Annotated in this window: 15 protein-coding genes; 11 read left to right on the top strand and 4 right to left on the bottom strand. The window is 68.4% G+C overall.

Translation table 11 applies throughout. From position 1 onward, the window contains the following. Positions 1-107: 107 nt before the first annotated feature. Together OG804_RS22980 and OG804_RS22975 are read left to right on the top strand one after the other, a co-directional pair. Positions 108-839 carry a TMEM165/GDT1 family protein gene (locus tag OG804_RS22980; RefSeq protein WP_328389771.1) on the top strand — a complete coding sequence of 244 codons (732 nt, stop codon included), beginning with the start codon at positions 108-110 and terminating at the stop codon, positions 837-839. 111 nt (positions 840-950) lie between these two features. After that, on the top strand, positions 951-1,718 hold the full coding sequence (locus tag OG804_RS22975; protein WP_328389769.1) for an SDR family NAD(P)-dependent oxidoreductase: 768 nt from the start codon (positions 951-953) through the stop codon (positions 1,716-1,718). An 84-nt stretch (positions 1,719-1,802) separates the two neighbouring features. Here OG804_RS22975 and OG804_RS22970 read toward each other — a convergent pair whose 3' ends face one another. The 3 genes from OG804_RS22970 to OG804_RS22960 form a co-directional block, all read right to left on the bottom strand. Further along, positions 1,803-2,315: a hypothetical protein gene (locus OG804_RS22970; protein WP_328389767.1), complete on the bottom strand. Its 513-nt coding sequence runs from the start codon at positions 2,313-2,315 to the stop codon at positions 1,803-1,805. A 378-nt stretch (positions 2,316-2,693) separates the two neighbouring features. After that, positions 2,694-4,652 (bottom strand): molecular chaperone HtpG, encoded by a 1,959-nt coding sequence (gene htpG / locus OG804_RS22965; RefSeq protein ID WP_328389764.1) that lies wholly within the window; start codon positions 4,650-4,652, stop codon positions 2,694-2,696. Positions 4,653-4,667: 15 nt separating this feature from the next. Next, a complete protein-coding gene (locus OG804_RS22960) occupies positions 4,668-6,266 on the bottom strand; it encodes a TM0106 family RecB-like putative nuclease (protein ID WP_442941901.1) in 1,599 nt (532 codons plus the stop codon). A 352-nt stretch (positions 6,267-6,618) separates the two neighbouring features. On the opposite strand from OG804_RS22960, the gene OG804_RS22955 reads away from it, so the two are divergent. The 8 genes from OG804_RS22955 (at position 6,619) to rraA (ending at position 11,538) form a co-directional block, all read left to right on the top strand. Beyond that, a complete protein-coding gene (locus OG804_RS22955) occupies positions 6,619-7,263 on the top strand; it encodes a DUF6474 family protein (RefSeq protein ID WP_328389762.1) in 645 nt (214 codons plus the stop codon). 160 nt (positions 7,264-7,423) lie between these two features. Beyond that, entirely contained in the window at positions 7,424-8,068 is a 645-nt protein-coding gene (locus OG804_RS22950) for a hypothetical protein (RefSeq protein ID WP_328389760.1), read from the top strand. Next, entirely contained in the window at positions 8,029-8,682 is a 654-nt protein-coding gene (locus OG804_RS22945; protein ID WP_328389758.1) for a YcnI family copper-binding membrane protein, read from the top strand. The genes OG804_RS22950 and OG804_RS22945 overlap by 40 nt, the downstream gene beginning before the upstream one ends. After that, positions 8,679-9,233: a copper resistance CopC family protein gene (locus OG804_RS22940; protein ID WP_328389756.1), complete on the top strand. Its 555-nt coding sequence runs from the start codon at positions 8,679-8,681 to the stop codon at positions 9,231-9,233. Before OG804_RS22945 ends, OG804_RS22940 begins: the two co-directional genes overlap by 4 nt. Next, positions 9,230-10,156: a CopD family protein gene (locus OG804_RS22935; RefSeq protein ID WP_328389754.1), complete on the top strand. Its 927-nt coding sequence runs from the start codon at positions 9,230-9,232 to the stop codon at positions 10,154-10,156. Before OG804_RS22940 ends, OG804_RS22935 begins: the two co-directional genes overlap by 4 nt. Positions 10,157-10,165: 9 nt before the next feature. Beyond that, positions 10,166-10,549, top strand: a complete 384-nt coding sequence (locus OG804_RS22930; RefSeq protein WP_328389752.1) for a DUF5313 family protein — start codon at positions 10,166-10,168, stop codon at positions 10,547-10,549. 56 nt (positions 10,550-10,605) lie between these two features. Beyond that, positions 10,606-10,968, top strand: coding sequence for a DUF5313 family protein (locus OG804_RS22925; RefSeq protein ID WP_328389750.1), 363 nt, complete (start codon positions 10,606-10,608; stop codon positions 10,966-10,968). A gap of 42 nt (positions 10,969-11,010) precedes the next feature. Next, positions 11,011-11,538, top strand: a complete 528-nt coding sequence (gene rraA / locus OG804_RS22920; protein WP_442941602.1) for a ribonuclease E activity regulator RraA — start codon at positions 11,011-11,013, stop codon at positions 11,536-11,538. Positions 11,539-11,561: 23 nt separating this feature from the next. Here rraA and OG804_RS22915 read toward each other — a convergent pair whose 3' ends face one another. Further along, on the bottom strand, positions 11,562-11,783 hold the full coding sequence (locus tag OG804_RS22915) for an RNA-binding S4 domain-containing protein (protein WP_328389746.1): 222 nt from the start codon (positions 11,781-11,783) through the stop codon (positions 11,562-11,564). A 256-nt stretch (positions 11,784-12,039) separates the two neighbouring features. Between OG804_RS22915 and lysX the strand changes: the two genes are divergently transcribed. After that, positions 12,040-15,375 carry a bifunctional lysylphosphatidylglycerol synthetase/lysine--tRNA ligase LysX gene (lysX, locus tag OG804_RS22910; RefSeq protein WP_328389744.1) on the top strand — a complete coding sequence of 1,112 codons (3,336 nt, stop codon included), beginning with the start codon at positions 12,040-12,042 and terminating at the stop codon, positions 15,373-15,375. Positions 15,376-15,515 lie beyond the last annotated feature (140 nt).

The raw sequence follows: 15,515 nt of genomic DNA, 5'->3' as shown, positions 1-15,515 counted from the left end.
CCGGTTCTTCCGGTGGGCGAGACCTTCGGCCGAACAGCAATGTCGTTGTCGGCCGGAGGCGAACCCGAATCCGGCCGGCGAACCGGAGGATCGGGAGCACCCAGCAGATGATCGCCACCGTCGGGCTCGCCATCGGTATCGTCTTTCTGGCCGAATTGGGCGATAAGTCCCAACTCATGGCTCTGACGTTCGCGCTGCGCTATCGCTGGTGGGTAGTGCTGGGCGGTATTACCGTCGCCACCGCCGCGGTCCACATCATCTCGGTCGCGATCGGACATTTCCTGGGCGCGGCACTGCCCACCACAGCCATCGCAGCGGTGGCCGCCGTCACTTTTCTCGCCGTCGGCTTGTGGACGCTGCGTGAACTCGTCACCGACGCACCCGACGACGAAGAACCCGCACCGTCGAAGTTCGCCACCACCGCGCCCTTCTTCGTCGTACTCTCGGCGTTCCTGCTGGCCGAACTCGGCGATCGCACCATGTTCGCCACCGCAGCGCTGGCCACCGACAACAACTGGGCCGCGGTCTGGCTGGGCTCCACCATCGGCATGGTGGCGGCGGACGCGCTGGCCATCGCCGTGGGCATCCTGGTGGGCAAACACCTCCCCGAACGCGCCATCGGTTTCGGATCCGGGCTGCTGTTCCTCTTCATCGGCACTCTCACCGGCGTCGATACCGTGACTCCTACCCTCGGTCTGCTGCCGGCGATCGGGATCGCGCTACTCACACCGGGCGCGGCCGCCGTGGTCCTCTGGTGGCGCCGCACACTACGGAAAGCGGCCACTACCTGGCCGAACCCGGACGAGATCCAGGATCGGCGGGTCGGCGAACAACACTGAGTAACCAGACACCGATCAGCGCAAGGGGACCGTCCACGACCCCTCGGCACCCACGGGTTAGGGTGCAATTGACGTTAGGCCAACTGGCTTGTCACGAACGAGAGGACCATCGTGGAGATTTCGGGTTCCGCCGCCATCGTCACCGGGGGCGCGTCCGGTCTGGGCGCCGCCACCGCCAAGCGTTTCGCTGATCTGGGCGCCACTGTCTTCGGGCTCGACGTACCGCAGTCGATCGAACGCGCGGGCGACAATGTCCCCGACGGGGTCACCCTGCTGGCCGCCGATGTCACGAGCCACGACGAGGTCGCCGCCGCCGTAGCGAAGGTCGTCGAATCGGGCACGCCGCTGCGTATCGTGGTCAACTGCGCCGGTGTCGGCTGGGCCGGGCGCATCCTGTCGAAGAACGGCCCGCACGATCTGGAACTGTTCCGCACGGTCATCACCGTGAACCTGCTCGGCACCTTCAACGTCATGCGACTGGCCGCCGACGCCATCGCCAAGACCGATGCCGTGGACGAGGCCGGCCAGCGCGGTGTCGTCGTCAACACCGCCTCGGTGGCGGCGTTCGAGGGCCAGATCGGCCAGATCGCGTACTCGGCCTCCAAGGGCGGCGTGCACGGTATGACCGTTCCGGCCGCGCGCGACCTCGCGCAGTTCGGTATCCGCGTCAACACCATCGCCCCCGGCATCATCGACACCCCGATGCTGGCCGGCGTCACCGAGGAATACCGTCAGGGCCTAGAGGCCGGCGTGCCGTTCCCGTCCCGGCTGGGCCGGCCGGACGAGTACGCGCAGCTCTCGCAATACATCGTCGAACACGACTACCTCAACGGCGAGACCATTCGCATGGACGGCGCGCTACGGATGGCGCCGCGGTAGTCCCCGCCCCACAACAACGCCCGCTACCCCGGCTGTAAGCCGGGCGGCGGGCGTTCGTGTCCGGGTGTGGCAATCGAATGCCGGTCAGCCGGCGCTGCCGGTCGCCGGGCGGCTGCCGGTCGCCAGGCGCGCCCGCCATGCGTCGCAGACCGCGCGGTCTGCCGACTCCCGGTCGTTGCCGTCGATGCGGCACCCCAAGGACGTGTACCCCTCGCGATCGAAACCGCGGCGGTCATAACCCCACCGGTCGTAGCCCTCGCGATCGTACCCGGCCCGGTCGCGCCGGAAACTGTCGAGCCCGTCCTCGTCGTAGCCGTCGCGATCGCGCCCGAAAAAGTCGTAGCCGTCCTCGTCGTAGCCCTCGCGATCGCGCCCGGACCGGTCATACCCCTCGCGGTCGTAGCCGTTGCGGTCGTAGCCGAAGGAGTCGTAGTCATCGGTGACGGGGGCCGAGTGCGCCGTGATCGGACCATCACCCGGTTGTGCCGACGCCGGTATCGCCACCAGGGCGGGAGCGGCGATCAGCGCGCCGAGCAACGCGATCCGAAACGAGGTGCGACGCAATCCGCGACGCGCCGCCGCACTGGTGGTCGACATGTTCGATCTCCTATCCGGAACACGATTCGCGTATCCCGGACGATCTATCGCCTACACTCCTTGAATTATTACGAACCGCAGGTGAGCGCCCCGACGAAACCGCATGCGCACGAATCGATTCGGATGACGCACCCGACAGACCCGCGCCGTACGCCCCGGCGCCGCACAACCGTTACTGGTAGCCGACCCCGAGATAGGCCGTGGTGGTCAGCGGGGTTGCCCGGCCGGTAATGCTCGGTCAGGTAAGAGCGCAGGGCTTCGATGCGCTCGGCCATCGCCCGGCCGCCCATACTGCGCCGCATCAACTCGAGTTGCGCGGTACCGCGAGTGAGCCGAGACGGGCGGAGGCCGCGGGGCGTGCCGCGGCCTCCGGCCCGGTCAGAGGGTCCGCGTCAGCCGGTCGGCGAGGATCTGCGCGAATTTGGCCGGATCCTGCAGTTCCCCACCTTCGGCCAGCACAGCGGTGCCGTACAGGAGTTCGGCGGTCTCGGTGAGCTCGGGAACCTTACCCGCGTCGGCGTCGTCCTTGCGGGTGTCGTACGCGTCGCGCAGACCCGTCACCAGCGGATGGGCCGGGTTGAGTTCCAGAATGCGCTTGAACTGCGGCAGCTCCTGACCCGAGGCGCGGTACATCCGTTCCAGCATCGGGGTCATATCGAAAACATCGCCCACCAGGCATACCGGCGAACTGGTCAACCGGGAGCTGAGCCGGACCTCCTTGACGCTGTCCTCGAGGGTTTTGCCCAGCCAGGTCAGCACCTCGGCGAAATCCTTGTCCTGCTGTTCGCGCAGGGCCTCGGATTCCTTCTTCTCCTCCTCGGTTTCCAGATCGACCTCGCCCTTGGCGATCGACTGGAACGGTTTGCCGTCGAACTCCGACACCGAACCGACCCACATCTCGTCGACCGGATCGGTGAGGATCAGCACCTCACGGCCCTTGGCGCGGAATGCCTCCAGATGCGGCGACCTTTCGACCTGATCCCGGGACTCCCCGGTCATGTAGTAGATGCCGTCCTGCCCCTCGGGCATCCGCTCCACATATTGCGCCAGCGTGGTCGCCTCGGTGTCGGAGTGGGTGGAGGCGAAGGACGACACTTCCAGCAGCGTCTTCTGGTTGTCGAAGTCGGAGAGCAGCCCCTCTTTGAGGACCCGGCCGAATTCCTGCCAGAAAGTACGGTATTTCGCCTGGTCCTCGGCGCCCTGCAGATCCTTGACGGTGCTCAGCACCTTCTTCACCAGACGTTTGCGGATCATCTGGATCTGCCGGTCCTGCTGCAGGATCTCGCGGGAGACGTTCAGCGACAGGTCCTGCGCGTCCACCACACCCTTGACGAAACGCAGGTACTCCGGCATCAGCTCTTCGCAGTTGTCCATGATGAACACGCGTTTCACGTAGAGCTGGACACCCCGCTTGTGTTCGCGGGTGAACAGGTCGAACGGCGCCTGCGAGGGCAGGAACAGCAGCGCCTGATATTCGAACGTGCCCTCGGCCTTGAGCGGGATTATCTCCAGCGGCTCGTCCCAGGCGTGGCTGACGTGCTTGTAGAACTCCTGGTATTCCTCCTCGGAGACCTCGCTGCGCGGGCGGGTCCAGAGGGCCTTCATCGAGTTGAGGGTCTGCTCCTCGACGACGGTCTTCTCCTCTTTCTCCTCCCCCTCGCCCTCGGTCACCGTCCGCTCGACCTGCATCCGGATCGGCCAGGCGATGAAATCGGAGTACTTCTTGACGATTTCGCGGAGCTTGTGCTCCTGGGTGTAGTCGAAGAGGTGGTCCTCGGCGTCGGCCGGCTTCAGGTGCAGCGTGACAGCGCTGCCCTGCGGGGCCTCGTCGAGGGTTTCGATCCGGTAGGTGCCCGAACCGGCTTCCGATTCCCAGCGCGTACCGGTGTTCTCCCCCGCCCGGCGGGTCGTGAGCACGACCTTGTCGGCGACCATGAAGGTCGAGTAGAAGCCGATACCGAACTGGCCGATCAGCTCTTCGGCCGCGGCGTCGGATTTCGCCTCGTTCAGTTTGCGGCGCAGTTCGGCCGTGCCGGACTTGGCGAGGGTTCCGATCAGGTCCACCACTTCGGCGCGCGACATGCCGATGCCGTTGTCCCGGACGGTGAGGATCCGCTGATCCTGGTCGACCTCCAGCTCGATGTGCAGATCATCGGTGTCGACGTGCAGGTCCTTGTCCTGATAGGACTCCAGCCGTAGCTTGTCCAGCGCGTCGGAAGCGTTCGAGATCAGCTCCCGCAGGAACGTGTCTTTGTTGGAGTAGACCGAGTGGATCATCAGCTCGAGCAGCTGATGGGTCTCGGCCTGGAACTCGAGTTGTTCGACGTGCTCAGTCACGCTGAACAATGGTAATCAAGCCTGTGCGGGACTCGTCCACAGGTCCGTCGGTGCTCCCGGCGCCGCGGCGAAATCGCTGAGTGCGGGAACCTCGCGGTCGGCGGAGTGCTCCCGGGGCGTCCTGGGATTCATCCATTCGCGCAGGACGGCGGTGGCCCGCACATCGTCCTCGTTGTACTCCAGCAACCGGGTGCGCTGGGTGAGATCCGGATCGTCGTCGTAGCCGACCGCACGCCGATACCAGCTCATCGACGCCTCCCCGCCGGCCTCGGGATCACGCCACGCGAAACCGGCGACGGGGGCGATCTTCTTGAGACCTTTGCCGCTCGGGCAGATGAACTGATCGGTGACCGCCTGGAACATGTCCACCCACTGGATGGAGTCCACGAATTCGGTGACCTGCGCCGCGGTCGGCACTCCGGGGCGACCGGCGAACCGGCGGGCCGATTCGTAGAGCCATTTGTCCTCGGCGCTACGCGAATAGCAGTACGCGGCGAAGGTCCGCCCGGCGGCCACGGTCTGCGCCCTGATCTCCATCAGCCACGTCCAGAACTCGGCGAAGGACCGGCCCTCGTCCTCGGTGGGCAGTGGATCCCAGGTGACGAAGGCCTTGTACTCCCCGTCGAGAAGCGTCCCCCACAGGTAGGCGCCGTCTTCCTGGTAGCTCTCCAGGTCCACATCCACCTCGACATCGGCCCGGCGCACCCACACCTGACCGAACCGCCGTACCAGCGGCGCGTCCACGAGCCAGGCACGGGCAGTGACCACGGCCTCCTCGAACGGTCCGTGCTGCCAGTCCTCGGGTTCGGGCCCCGACCAGGCGGCCAGTTCGTCGATGGTCCGGACCCCGTGCCCGCGCAACACCTCGGCGCGCGAACCGGGCGCCACCACGCTCACATCGCGGTGTTCGTTCAACCAGGCCTGGCAGCCGCCCTCGGCCCCACGGTTCCACCAGATGCACTGACGGCATTCGGGGACCTTGGACGGAACGGTTTCCACCTGGCCGCGGACCACCGCTATCCGATCCGCGAAACGGCTGTCGTAATCGGCGAGCACGGAGGTCAGGTCGTGGACCAGGATCCGGTCGAAATGGAAGCCGATGACCCCACCGACCGGACTGGACGGAGCCAGCCCCCGCCGTTCCAGCATCCGGTACACATGGGCGAGCCGCTGCTGGTCACGCGGTTGCTGACGCAGTTTCCGGGCACGGTCGGGGACCGGCTCCCAGGCGAACAGATCCGAGGTCAGCGGATGGAATTCGGCAGGCTCCGGTCTCCGGGGGTCGGTGACCTTGTGGTTGACCACGATCACCGGGATATAACCGCCCCGCGCATCGCGCAGCAGGATCTCCGCGCCGCCCCGGCGGCCGGTATCCGGTTCCTGCGGCAGCAGCCCACCCCAGATCCGGGCAGCGCCCGCTTCGCAGGCGCTGATCGTGGCGGCCGCGCGGGCGCTCGCGGACAGGGCGGGGTCGATAACGACCCAGCCGTCGGGGTCCGCCGCGACGAGGGTCTCGCGTACTCGCTCCCGATGAGCCTGGGCGGCGGCCCGGCGCTGCTGAACTCCCGCGTCTTCGCGTACTTCGGCGAGCTGTTCGGGATGCGCGGCGTCCATCCCGAGCCGGTGCCGACAGCCGATCAGACCGCGTGCGTCCAAGAACGCGGGCCGGTCCGCACCGGCGGCGAACCGCCCTGCGGGTACAGGAGACTCCCGCCGCTCATGATCGGCGTCGGAGGGATCTTCGCGGTCGATACTGCCCGGTTGCACGCAAGCAGTATGGTCCCCGACCCCGACAGTCCACCGAATCGAGGGTCCGGAGCGGGGGCCGCCGCACCGGTCCGGGCAGAGTCTCTCGCCTGTTCGGCCGGGAACCCGATAGGGTGTCGGCGAACCGTGTGACACGGGTGGACGGTGCGGTTTTCCGTGTCGTGTCGCCGTAGCGAACCAGCATTACGGAGGGCCTTCGATGGGGTTGTTCACCAAGCGCAAGCGGCGGCCGAGTCGGCGTGCCGAGGCCAAGGCTCTCAAGCACAAGGCCGCGATCGAGGCCAAACTCGGCGCGAAGAACGATCGCAAACATCAACGCGCGCAAGCCCGTTCCCAGGACAAGGTCGCCAAGGCGCAGGTCGCCGCGCTGCAGGCCGAGGAGAAAGCCGCTCTCGAGACCGCCGCCCGGGCGAAGCGGGATCCGTTCGGTCCCGGACAGGTCAAGAAGTACATCGGGGTCGCGCGGGTGCTGGTTCCGGTGCTCGCTCCGCTGGCCTACCGCGGCGCGACCTGGGTGCGCGGGCAACTCGACGCGCGCCGGGCCAGGGAACTCGGTATCGGGGTGAGCCAGCTCGGTGACTACGCCGGACACGGCGGCCGGTTGCAGGCCCGTATCGGCAATACCGAAGCCGCACTGGACAAGATCGCGAACGGGAACACCGGCAAGGACAAGGGCACTCAGCAGTTCGTCAGCGACGCCCGCAACCGGCTCGACGCCCTCACCGCGGCCGTCCGCACCGCCGATCAGATGCCCGCCGCGCGACGGCGTTCGGTGCACGCGTCGATCGCCACAGAACTGTCCAGGATCGAGGCGGACGTGCTCGCCCGTCTCGGCGTCGCCTGACCGGTACCGGGGCGCCGGCCGATCCCGGGCCGTAGTTCCCGACCGGCGCGAACCCCGGCCCGGATGCGCGCGCTCCGGGCCGGTCGACAACTATGGACACTGCCCTGTCCACTCCCCGACCGGCCGCAACCGGCCGGGTCGGCGAATCCGGAAGCGCTCGATGCCTGCCAGCACCTGTACGACTCCCGCACGGTTGCGGGGTTGTCTGGTGGGCGCGACGACCGGTGCGCTGGCCGTCGCCGCGCACGGTGCCGCGGGTGGGGGTTATCCCTCGTCCGCCGGAGCCGCGCTACTGCTGCTGACAGCGCTGGTCGCCGGGGCTGCGGCCGGTTCGGCGGCCGACGACGCCGGGCACCGGCGGATGTGGTGGCCCCCTGCCAGAGGGTCCGGCGTCCTGATCCCACTGGCGATCGGCCAGTTCGCCGGGCACTGGGCACTCTCCGGACTCACCGGTCATCACACCGTCGATGACGGCGCGCCGGGCGCGTTGCCGGCGGCCGCCATGGGCGCCGCCCACCTGCTCGCCGTCGCGGTCTGCGCGATAGCGATCATCGTGGCCGAGCGGCTGTACCGGTCGGCGTCGTCGGTGTTGCGCGCGCTTCTCGCACCGCCGCGTCCGGCACCCCCGACCCCACGGGTCCGGGTCGCCGCGACCGCCGCGTCCGCCCCGCACCGCGCTCCGAACGGGGCGTCGGGTCCACGCGCGCCGCCCGCGCGCGCCGATATCGACGTCACCATTTCCTTCGGAGAGAAAGCACCCAACCCATGTCCCACGGGTTTTCCCCCACCCTGCGGCGCGGCCTGACCGCGACCTTCGCCGCCGGATTCGTATTGGCCGGAGCCGGTACCGCGGCCGCGCACGTCTCGGTCTCCGCCCCGGACGCGACGCCGGGTCACGGCGCGGTCGCCACCTTCAGCGTGCCGACCGAATCCGATACCGCCGCCACCACCTCGGTACGGATCACCGTGCCCGGTTTCTCGACCGCGCGCACCGAACCCGTGCCCGGCTGGACCGCGAAGATCGACCGCGACGACAAGGATCAGGTCACCGCGGTCACCTGGACCGCGAATCCGGGGTCGCCCGGTATCCGGCCGGGTGAGTTCCAGCGGTTCGCGGTATCGCTCGGACCGTTCCCCGAATCGGATTCGGTCAGCTTCCCGGCCGAACAGACCTACAGCGACGGCACGGTCGTGCGCTGGAACGAAACCGGCGACCACGATTCGGTCGAGCATCCCGCGCCGGCGGTCGCCCTCTCCGGCGACGCGGCCGACCATGGCGGCCACGACGGCGAGACCGCGGCCGCACCCGCCGACGGGACCGGCGATACGACAGCCCGCTGGCTCGGTGGTCTCGGTCTGGCGCTGGGCGCGCTGGCCCTGGGCGCCGGGGTGGGCGCCGTGGTCCGGAGCCGGCGATGAGGCACCCGGCCGCCCGGTGGGGCCGCCGCGTCACGGTGGCCTCCGCCCTGCTGTTCCTGACCCTCGGACTGGCGGCCGGCCCGGCCGCCGCGCATTCCGCCGTCGTGGGCAGCGATCCGGCCGAGGGCGCGACGGTGCAGGTGGGGCCGCAGCGTGCCACCATCACCTTCAACGAACCCCTGCAGCCGAGCTTCCCGGCCATGACCGTGGTGGGCCCGGACGGAAACCTGTGGTCCAAGGGCGAGCCGGTCGTCGACGGCAGGAACCTCAGTGTCGAGGTCGGCGCGCTCGGTCCGGTCGGGGAGTACCGGATGGCCTTCCGGGTCACCTCGGCCGACGGCCACGTCGTCGACGGGGATCGCAGCTTCACGCTGAGCACCCCGGGTAGCGGAATTCCGGGACCGCCCGCCGACGCGCAGGCCTCCGGCGGCGGATCGGGCGGCGGTATCCCGGTGTGGGTGTACATCGTCGGCGCGATCGTCCTGTTCGGCGGCGGTCTCGCGTTCGCGCTGTTCGGTTCGAACCTGGGCCAGGGCAAGAACAAGAAGTGAGAAATGGTGGCCCGAGCGGGACCGACGGAAGAGTCGCGCTCGCACTCGTGATACCGGCGGGCTTGCTCGGGGTGCTGTCGGCCTGGGCTGTCGGTGCGGTACCGGCAGCCGCGACGGTGCGGTTCGGCGCCGATATCGCGGGTGCGGCCGTACTCGGCCTCGCCGCGCTGCCCCGGCTGGCCGACCGGGTCGAGGTGCCGTGGCGGATGCTGGCGGTACTCGCCGGACTCTGGTGCTGCCTCGAATTCGCGGTACTGGTGTGCGCCGCGGGCGAGGTGGTCGGGTCCGGCGTCACGGGGTTGAGCCCCGCCGATTTCGGCACTTATCTGGCGCGGATCAGCGCGGGACAGATCGGCGTGGCGATCCTGCTCGGCACGGCCGCCATCACCGTGTACGCGGCGATCGCCTTCCGGCGGCCACAGCGGCGCTCACCGGATCTGGTGCTCGTTTTCGCCGCGGTCTGTGTGACCCTGCGTCCTATCACCGGGCATATGTCGCAGCAGGCGCTCGGCTCGGCGCTGGCCGGGGTGCATGCGCTGGCCGCATCGACCTGGCTGGGGCTGCTGCTGGCGCTGGGGCTGGTGGTCCGCGGCCGCCGTGGGTGGGCCGAGACCCTGCCCCGGTATTCGGCGGTGGCCTTGCCGATGATCGCGGCCGTGGCGCTCACCGGGCTGATCAACGGGCTGGTCCGGCTGGGCGGGATCACACCTTTCTTCACCACCGGCTACGGGCGGATCATGCTGGCCAAATCAGTGCTGCTGGTCGTGCTGCTGGCGCTCGGCTGGTGGTGGCGCCGGAGCTGGGTTGCCCCGGCCGCCGCCCACCGGATGCCGGCCGAGGCGTCACTGCGCCGGGCGGTGGTGGAGGTGTCGGTGATGGCGGTGGTGTTCGGGCTGGCGGCATCGCTGGCCATCACGGGATAACCTGTGGTCATGCGTGCCGGGGCCCGAACACCGAACCTTCTCCAGCGGATCGGGTACATCTGCGGCCGGACCCTGCCCGCCGAGTACTCCGACTGGGTGCTCGACGATCTGACCGGCTCCGGGGCGACCAGGCGTTACCTGGTCCGGATGCTGGTGCCGATCGTGCTGGTGCTGCTGCTGTTCCTCCTGGTACCGGGCCCGCTGTGGATCGGTGCGTCGATGATGGCGCTGCTGCTGTTGCCGCTGATCTACTTCACCGTGGCGCTGACCTACGTTTTCCGGCGCAATCGGCTGGTCAAGCACGGGCTCGATCCGGCGCTGGCCGATATAGACGTCCGCCGGCGCGCCGAGACCGAACGCGTCGCCTACGAGCAGCGCCACGGCCGGGCCTGATGCATCGCCGCGAATTCACCCTGGTGAGCGCCATCACACGGGCATAGCCTGGAGCTATGGACACGCCGACCTTCAAGCAACGGATCGCCTACGATCTGGGCCGCGAATTGCCCGCGGAGTTGCACGAGTGGGTAGTCCGCGACCTCGTCGGCCACGGGGCCATGGAGCGCTATCTCATTCGTTTCATCGGACCGATCATCCCGTTCTTCGCATTGATTCTGCTGTTCCCGGGACCTATGACCCTCAAGCTGGGCCTGATCGTCATGATGATCGTTCCGCTGATCATCTTCACGATCGCCCTGAGTTATGTGTGGCGCCGGTATCGCCTGGTCCAGCACGGATTGAACCCGGACCTGGTCGACAAGCAGAAGTTCTCCCAGCACGATCGTGAGCTGTACAACCTGCGCTACCGCCATTAGCGGCCCGCACGCAGCGGTGACACGGCTCCCGGCCGGGGGCCGATGCCGGGCGCGCCGATCCACCCGGCACAATCGACAAACGTGACCGAATCAGAGCAGCAGGTGGCCACCGCGGATCTCGCCGACGAGATCGGGCCCGATATTCGCAGTTGCGACACCCAGTTCATCCAGTTCGGCGGCCACCAGGTCTTCTCCGGCCGGATCACCACGATCCGCTGCTTCCAGGACAACCTGCTGGTCAAGCAGACTCTCGGCGAACCGGGCGCCGGTCAGGTGCTGGTCGTCGACGGCGGCGCGAGTGTGCACACCGCGCTGGTGGGTGACATCATCGCCGGCCGCGGGGTCGACAACGGCTGGGCGGGGGTAGTGGTGAACGGAGCGGTCCGGGATTCGGCGATTCTGCGCACGCTCGAGATCGGCGTGAAGGCCCTCGGCACCAATCCGCGCAAGAGCACCCAGACCGGGAGCGGTGAGAAGAACGTCCCGGTCGAGTTCGGCGGCGTGACCTTCACCCCCGGCGAAATGCTCTACAGCGACCACGACGGCATCGTGGTCCGCGCCGAGGACTGACTCCGCCGCCCGGCCTCGGCGGGCTATCCGCCGCCCACCCTGGCGGAATGACCGGCGATGGCCACCACATCGCCGACCTGCAGTTGACGCCCCCGACGCAACTCGACCTCGTCGTTCACCCGCACCAATCCGGCGGCGATGACGGTTTTGGCCTCCGACCCCGATTCGATCAGGTTGGCCAGCTTCAGGAACTGTCCGAGCCGAATGACGGCATCGTCGATCGGCACATCGATTGGATCCGGCATGGCTCCATGCTTACTCCCCCGGTCACCAGGTGTTCCGACCGACCCCGGCAACCCTGTGCCCGGGCGGTCCGGATGATGTAACAACAAGACATATCCGGCATTTCACAACCGGTTACGCGCCACGCCCGGGACCCGATTGCCCATATCGGCCAACCGCGCCCGCGCACAGGGCAATACATGCGAATCCGGCCGGATATACCACTAACACGCCGGGACACAGCCATGATTCGGCGATTCCTGGCGGCAAACTGGAACGGTGATATCCCCGCAGGAACCGAGGCACCCCGAACCACCCGGACGGACCGTCACGCCCGGACGGTTCGCGCCAGTACCGCGTATCGCCGCGCTGGTGTCGGGTGTTCTCGCGGTGGCATGTCTGATCTGGAGTGTCTCGCCGACACTGTCGGCGGCGCTGGGCGACCCCCGCCGCTATCTCGACGAGTACTACCTGGCCGCACCCGACACCAGTCTGTTGTGGGCCGCGCTGGCGGGATGGCTGGCGATCGGGCTGGCCGGCCGCAAACGCGTGGCCTGGTGGGCTGTGGTGCTCTATCTGGCGAGCTGGTTGCCGGTGAACCTGCTGGATATCGTTCGCGAGCGGGACCGGCATGCCGCGATCGCACTGATCGCGCACACCGCCGCGCTCGGCGTACTGATAGCGAGCCGGTCGCAATTCGGCGCGCGCATCCGGCGTAGCAGTTTCCGCCCGGCCGCGGCGATCCTGGCCGGGGGGTCGGCGGTCGCGGCGGTCGCCGGTTGGGGTGTGGTGCAGGTACTTCCCGGATCGCTGGCCTCCGCCGCGCAGCGTGGGCTGTGGGTGCCGGCCGAACTCACCGCATACCTGGTGGGCCGCCCGTCGGACTTCACCGGCGCACCGCCGTTCTCCGCCCAGTTCCTCATCGGACTGTTCGGCGCGCTGGTATTGGCGGCGACCGCGGTGGTCCTGCGCCGCACTCAGCGCGCCGAATACGCGCTCACCGAATCCGACGAATCCGCGCTGCGCACCTTGATGCAGGAACCCGACACCGCCGGATCACTGGACTATTTCGCCACCCGCCGCGATCGAGCGGTGATCTTCACACCGAACGGTAGAGCGGCCATCGGGTACCGGGTGGAGTACGGCGTCTGCCTCGCCCTGGGTGATCCCATCGGCGCCCGCGACTCCTGGCCGCAAGCCGTCGAGACCTGGCAGCGATACGCCCGCCGATTCGGTTGGACGATCGCCGTGATCGGGGCGAGCGAATCCGCTGTGCCCGTATATCGGCGAGCCGGGCTCACCGCGATCTCGGCGGGCGCGGAAGCCCTCCTGGACACCCGAACGTTCTCCTTGGCCGCGTCGGAGCTCGAACCGGTCCGGCACACCGTCGCCCGGCTACGCAAACGGGGTGTGACGGTTCGGATCCGCCGCCACCGCGATATCGGCACGACCGAACTCGCGCGGCTCGCGGTGCGGGCCGAGCAGTGGCGGCCCGGCGAGACCGAACGCGGCTATCCGCTCCCGCTGGGGCGGCTCGGCGATCGGCGCGACGGCGACTGTCTGCTCGTCGAGGCAGTCGATGCCGAAGAGCGGGTGCTGGGGTTGCTCTCACTGGTCCCGTGGGGACACGCGGGCGCGACGCTGGAGATGCTGCGCCGCGAGCCCGACAGCACCGAAGAGATCGCCGACCTGCTGATCGCCGAATTCGCGCTCCGCGCCGAACAACACGGAATCCACCAGGTTTCGCTGAACTGCACGCTGTTCCGGTCGGTGTTCGAAGCCGCGGGCCGGCATCGGCCCCCGCGGGGGTCACAGGGTCCGCACGCGGCGCTGAGCGCGGTGGCGTCGACGGTGCGCGATGCGCGCACCGCACCGCTGTCGTTCTCACGCTGGTGGCAGCTCGCGCAGTTGCATCGAGCGAGTATGCGATACCAGCCGCAATGGATCCCCCGATACGTTCTGTGCGATGCCCCGGGCGATCTGCCGCGAATCGCCGTCGCCGCCGCGCGCGCCGAAGGTCTGCTGACGTGTCCGGGCGGGAATTCCGCGGCCTTCACCTATACCGGGCAGCATCCTTCGGCACCGGAACATCCGACCCCCGTGCAGGTCGGCGGCGCGACCGCGAGGCCCGACACCGAACCGGCGCCTCTCGCCGCGTACCGCCCCGAACAGGTCCGCGTGCGAACCGGGAAACTGGACCGTCTCGCCGCGGCGAATATCGACCCTTATCCCCTGCCGTTTCCGCCGACCCATACCGTGGCGGACGCCCGGCGGACGCCGCGCGGTACAACCGTCCGCGTATCCGGCCGGTTGCTGCGCCTACGTGACTGCGGCGGGGTGATATTCGCGGTGGTCCGGGACTGGACCAGTGATATCCAGCTCTTGCTGGATCGTGATCGGCTCGGCGCGCAACGCTGCGCCGAATTCGGCGAACTCGTCGATCTGGGAGATCTGATCTCGGTGAGCGGCCAGCTCGGCTACAGCCGCCGCGGCGAACTGTCACTGCTGGTGGCGGATTGGCGGATGCTCGGCAAATGCCTGCATCCGCTGCCCGACAAATGGCACGGGCTCAGCGATCCGGAGGTCCGGATGCGGCGCGGCTACCTCGATCTGATGATCGACCGGGACGCCCGCGAGCTACTGGCCCGCCGCAGCGCAGTCCTGCGCGCGCTACGCGACACCCTGCACGACTGCGGTTTCCTGGAAGTCACGACCCCGGTACTGGAGCACAGCCCCGGTGGCGCGCCCGCGCGCAGTTTGCGAACCCGTATCGACGCCGACAACACCGACCTGTTCCTGCGGGCCGCACCGGAACTGTCGCTGAAGCGGTTGTGTGTAGGTGGCGTCGAGAAGCTGTTCGAACTGGGCCCCGGATTCCGTAACACCCGCGCCGACACCCGGCATCTGCCGGAGTTCACCCTGTTGGAAGCCTATGAGGCGCACAGCGATCACCGCCGCATGATGACCCTGTGCCGCCAACTCGTCCAGCAAACCGCGCTGGCCGCCAACGATTCGATGATCGCCATGCGACCGACGCCGGACGGTTCGCTCGAGGCGGTGGACATCTCTGGGGAATGGCGGGTGCGCTCGATGTTCGCGGCCCTTACCGAAGAGTGCGGGACCGAGATCTCCCCACGGACCGCGCTGCCGGATCTACGGGAGCTGTGCGAGAAGGTCGACATCACCTACCAGCCGGGCTGGGACGCGGGCCGGACCGCCTATGCGCTCTACGAACGGCTGGTCGCCGAAACCACCCGCGAGCCCACCTTCTATATCGATTTTCCGGTTTCGGTGTCGCCGCTGGCCCGCCCGCACCGTCGCGACGCCGCGCTCGCCGAACGCTGGGACCTCGTCGCCTGGGGAATCGGACTGGGCACCGGTTGCAGTGAACTCACCGACCCGGTGGAACAGCGGCGCCGGCTCACCGAGCAGTCACGGCTCGCGGCGGACGGCGGTCCGGCCACCATGGCGCTCGATGAGGATTTCCTGTGCGCGCTGGAACACGCGATGCCGCCGACCGGCGGTCTGGGTCTGGGCGTGGACCGAGTGATCATGCTGTTGACCGGGCGATCGCTGCGGGAGACGCAGCCCTTCCCGTTGGTCAGGCCACGATGAGGGCCCGAAAGGCGGCGAGATAGGGCACCTCCAAGGTGTGCCGGGGCATTGATCAGGCGAAATGTTTTCGTACCCGACTCGCGGGGAAGTACGGTGTAATGATCTCGGCCCCGGGAGGAGGGGCCCCACTCTCGGAACGG

This window comes from Nocardia sp. NBC_00416, assembly GCF_036032445.1.
In the GTDB taxonomy this organism is placed as follows: Bacteria; Actinomycetota; Actinomycetes; order Mycobacteriales; family Mycobacteriaceae; genus Nocardia.
Note: the sequence above shows the minus strand (reverse complement) of the source record. Positions and strands in the feature narration are given on the sequence as shown.

Coding starts and splice junctions, on each gene's coding strand:
- OG804_RS22980 (WP_328389771.1), top strand. CDS start 108: ATGATCGCCACCGTCGGGCTCGCCATCGGTATCGTCTTTCTGGCCGAA.
- OG804_RS22970 (WP_328389767.1), bottom strand. CDS start 2,315: ATGTCGACCACCAGTGCGGCGGCGCGTCGCGGATTGCGTCGCACCTCG.
- OG804_RS22960 (WP_442941901.1), bottom strand. CDS start 6,266: ATGGACGCCGCGCATCCCGAACAGCTCGCCGAAGTACGCGAAGACGCG.
- OG804_RS22955 (WP_328389762.1), top strand. CDS start 6,619: ATGGGGTTGTTCACCAAGCGCAAGCGGCGGCCGAGTCGGCGTGCCGAG.
- OG804_RS22950 (WP_328389760.1), top strand. CDS start 7,424: ATGCCTGCCAGCACCTGTACGACTCCCGCACGGTTGCGGGGTTGTCTG.
- OG804_RS22945 (WP_328389758.1), top strand. CDS start 8,029: ATGTCCCACGGGTTTTCCCCCACCCTGCGGCGCGGCCTGACCGCGACC.
- OG804_RS22940 (WP_328389756.1), top strand. CDS start 8,679: ATGAGGCACCCGGCCGCCCGGTGGGGCCGCCGCGTCACGGTGGCCTCC.
- OG804_RS22930 (WP_328389752.1), top strand. CDS start 10,166: ATGCGTGCCGGGGCCCGAACACCGAACCTTCTCCAGCGGATCGGGTAC.
- OG804_RS22925 (WP_328389750.1), top strand. CDS start 10,606: ATGGACACGCCGACCTTCAAGCAACGGATCGCCTACGATCTGGGCCGC.
- rraA (WP_442941602.1), top strand. CDS start 11,011: ATGCCGGGCGCGCCGATCCACCCGGCACAATCGACAAACGTGACCGAA.
- OG804_RS22915 (WP_328389746.1), bottom strand. CDS start 11,783: ATGCCGGATCCAATCGATGTGCCGATCGACGATGCCGTCATTCGGCTC.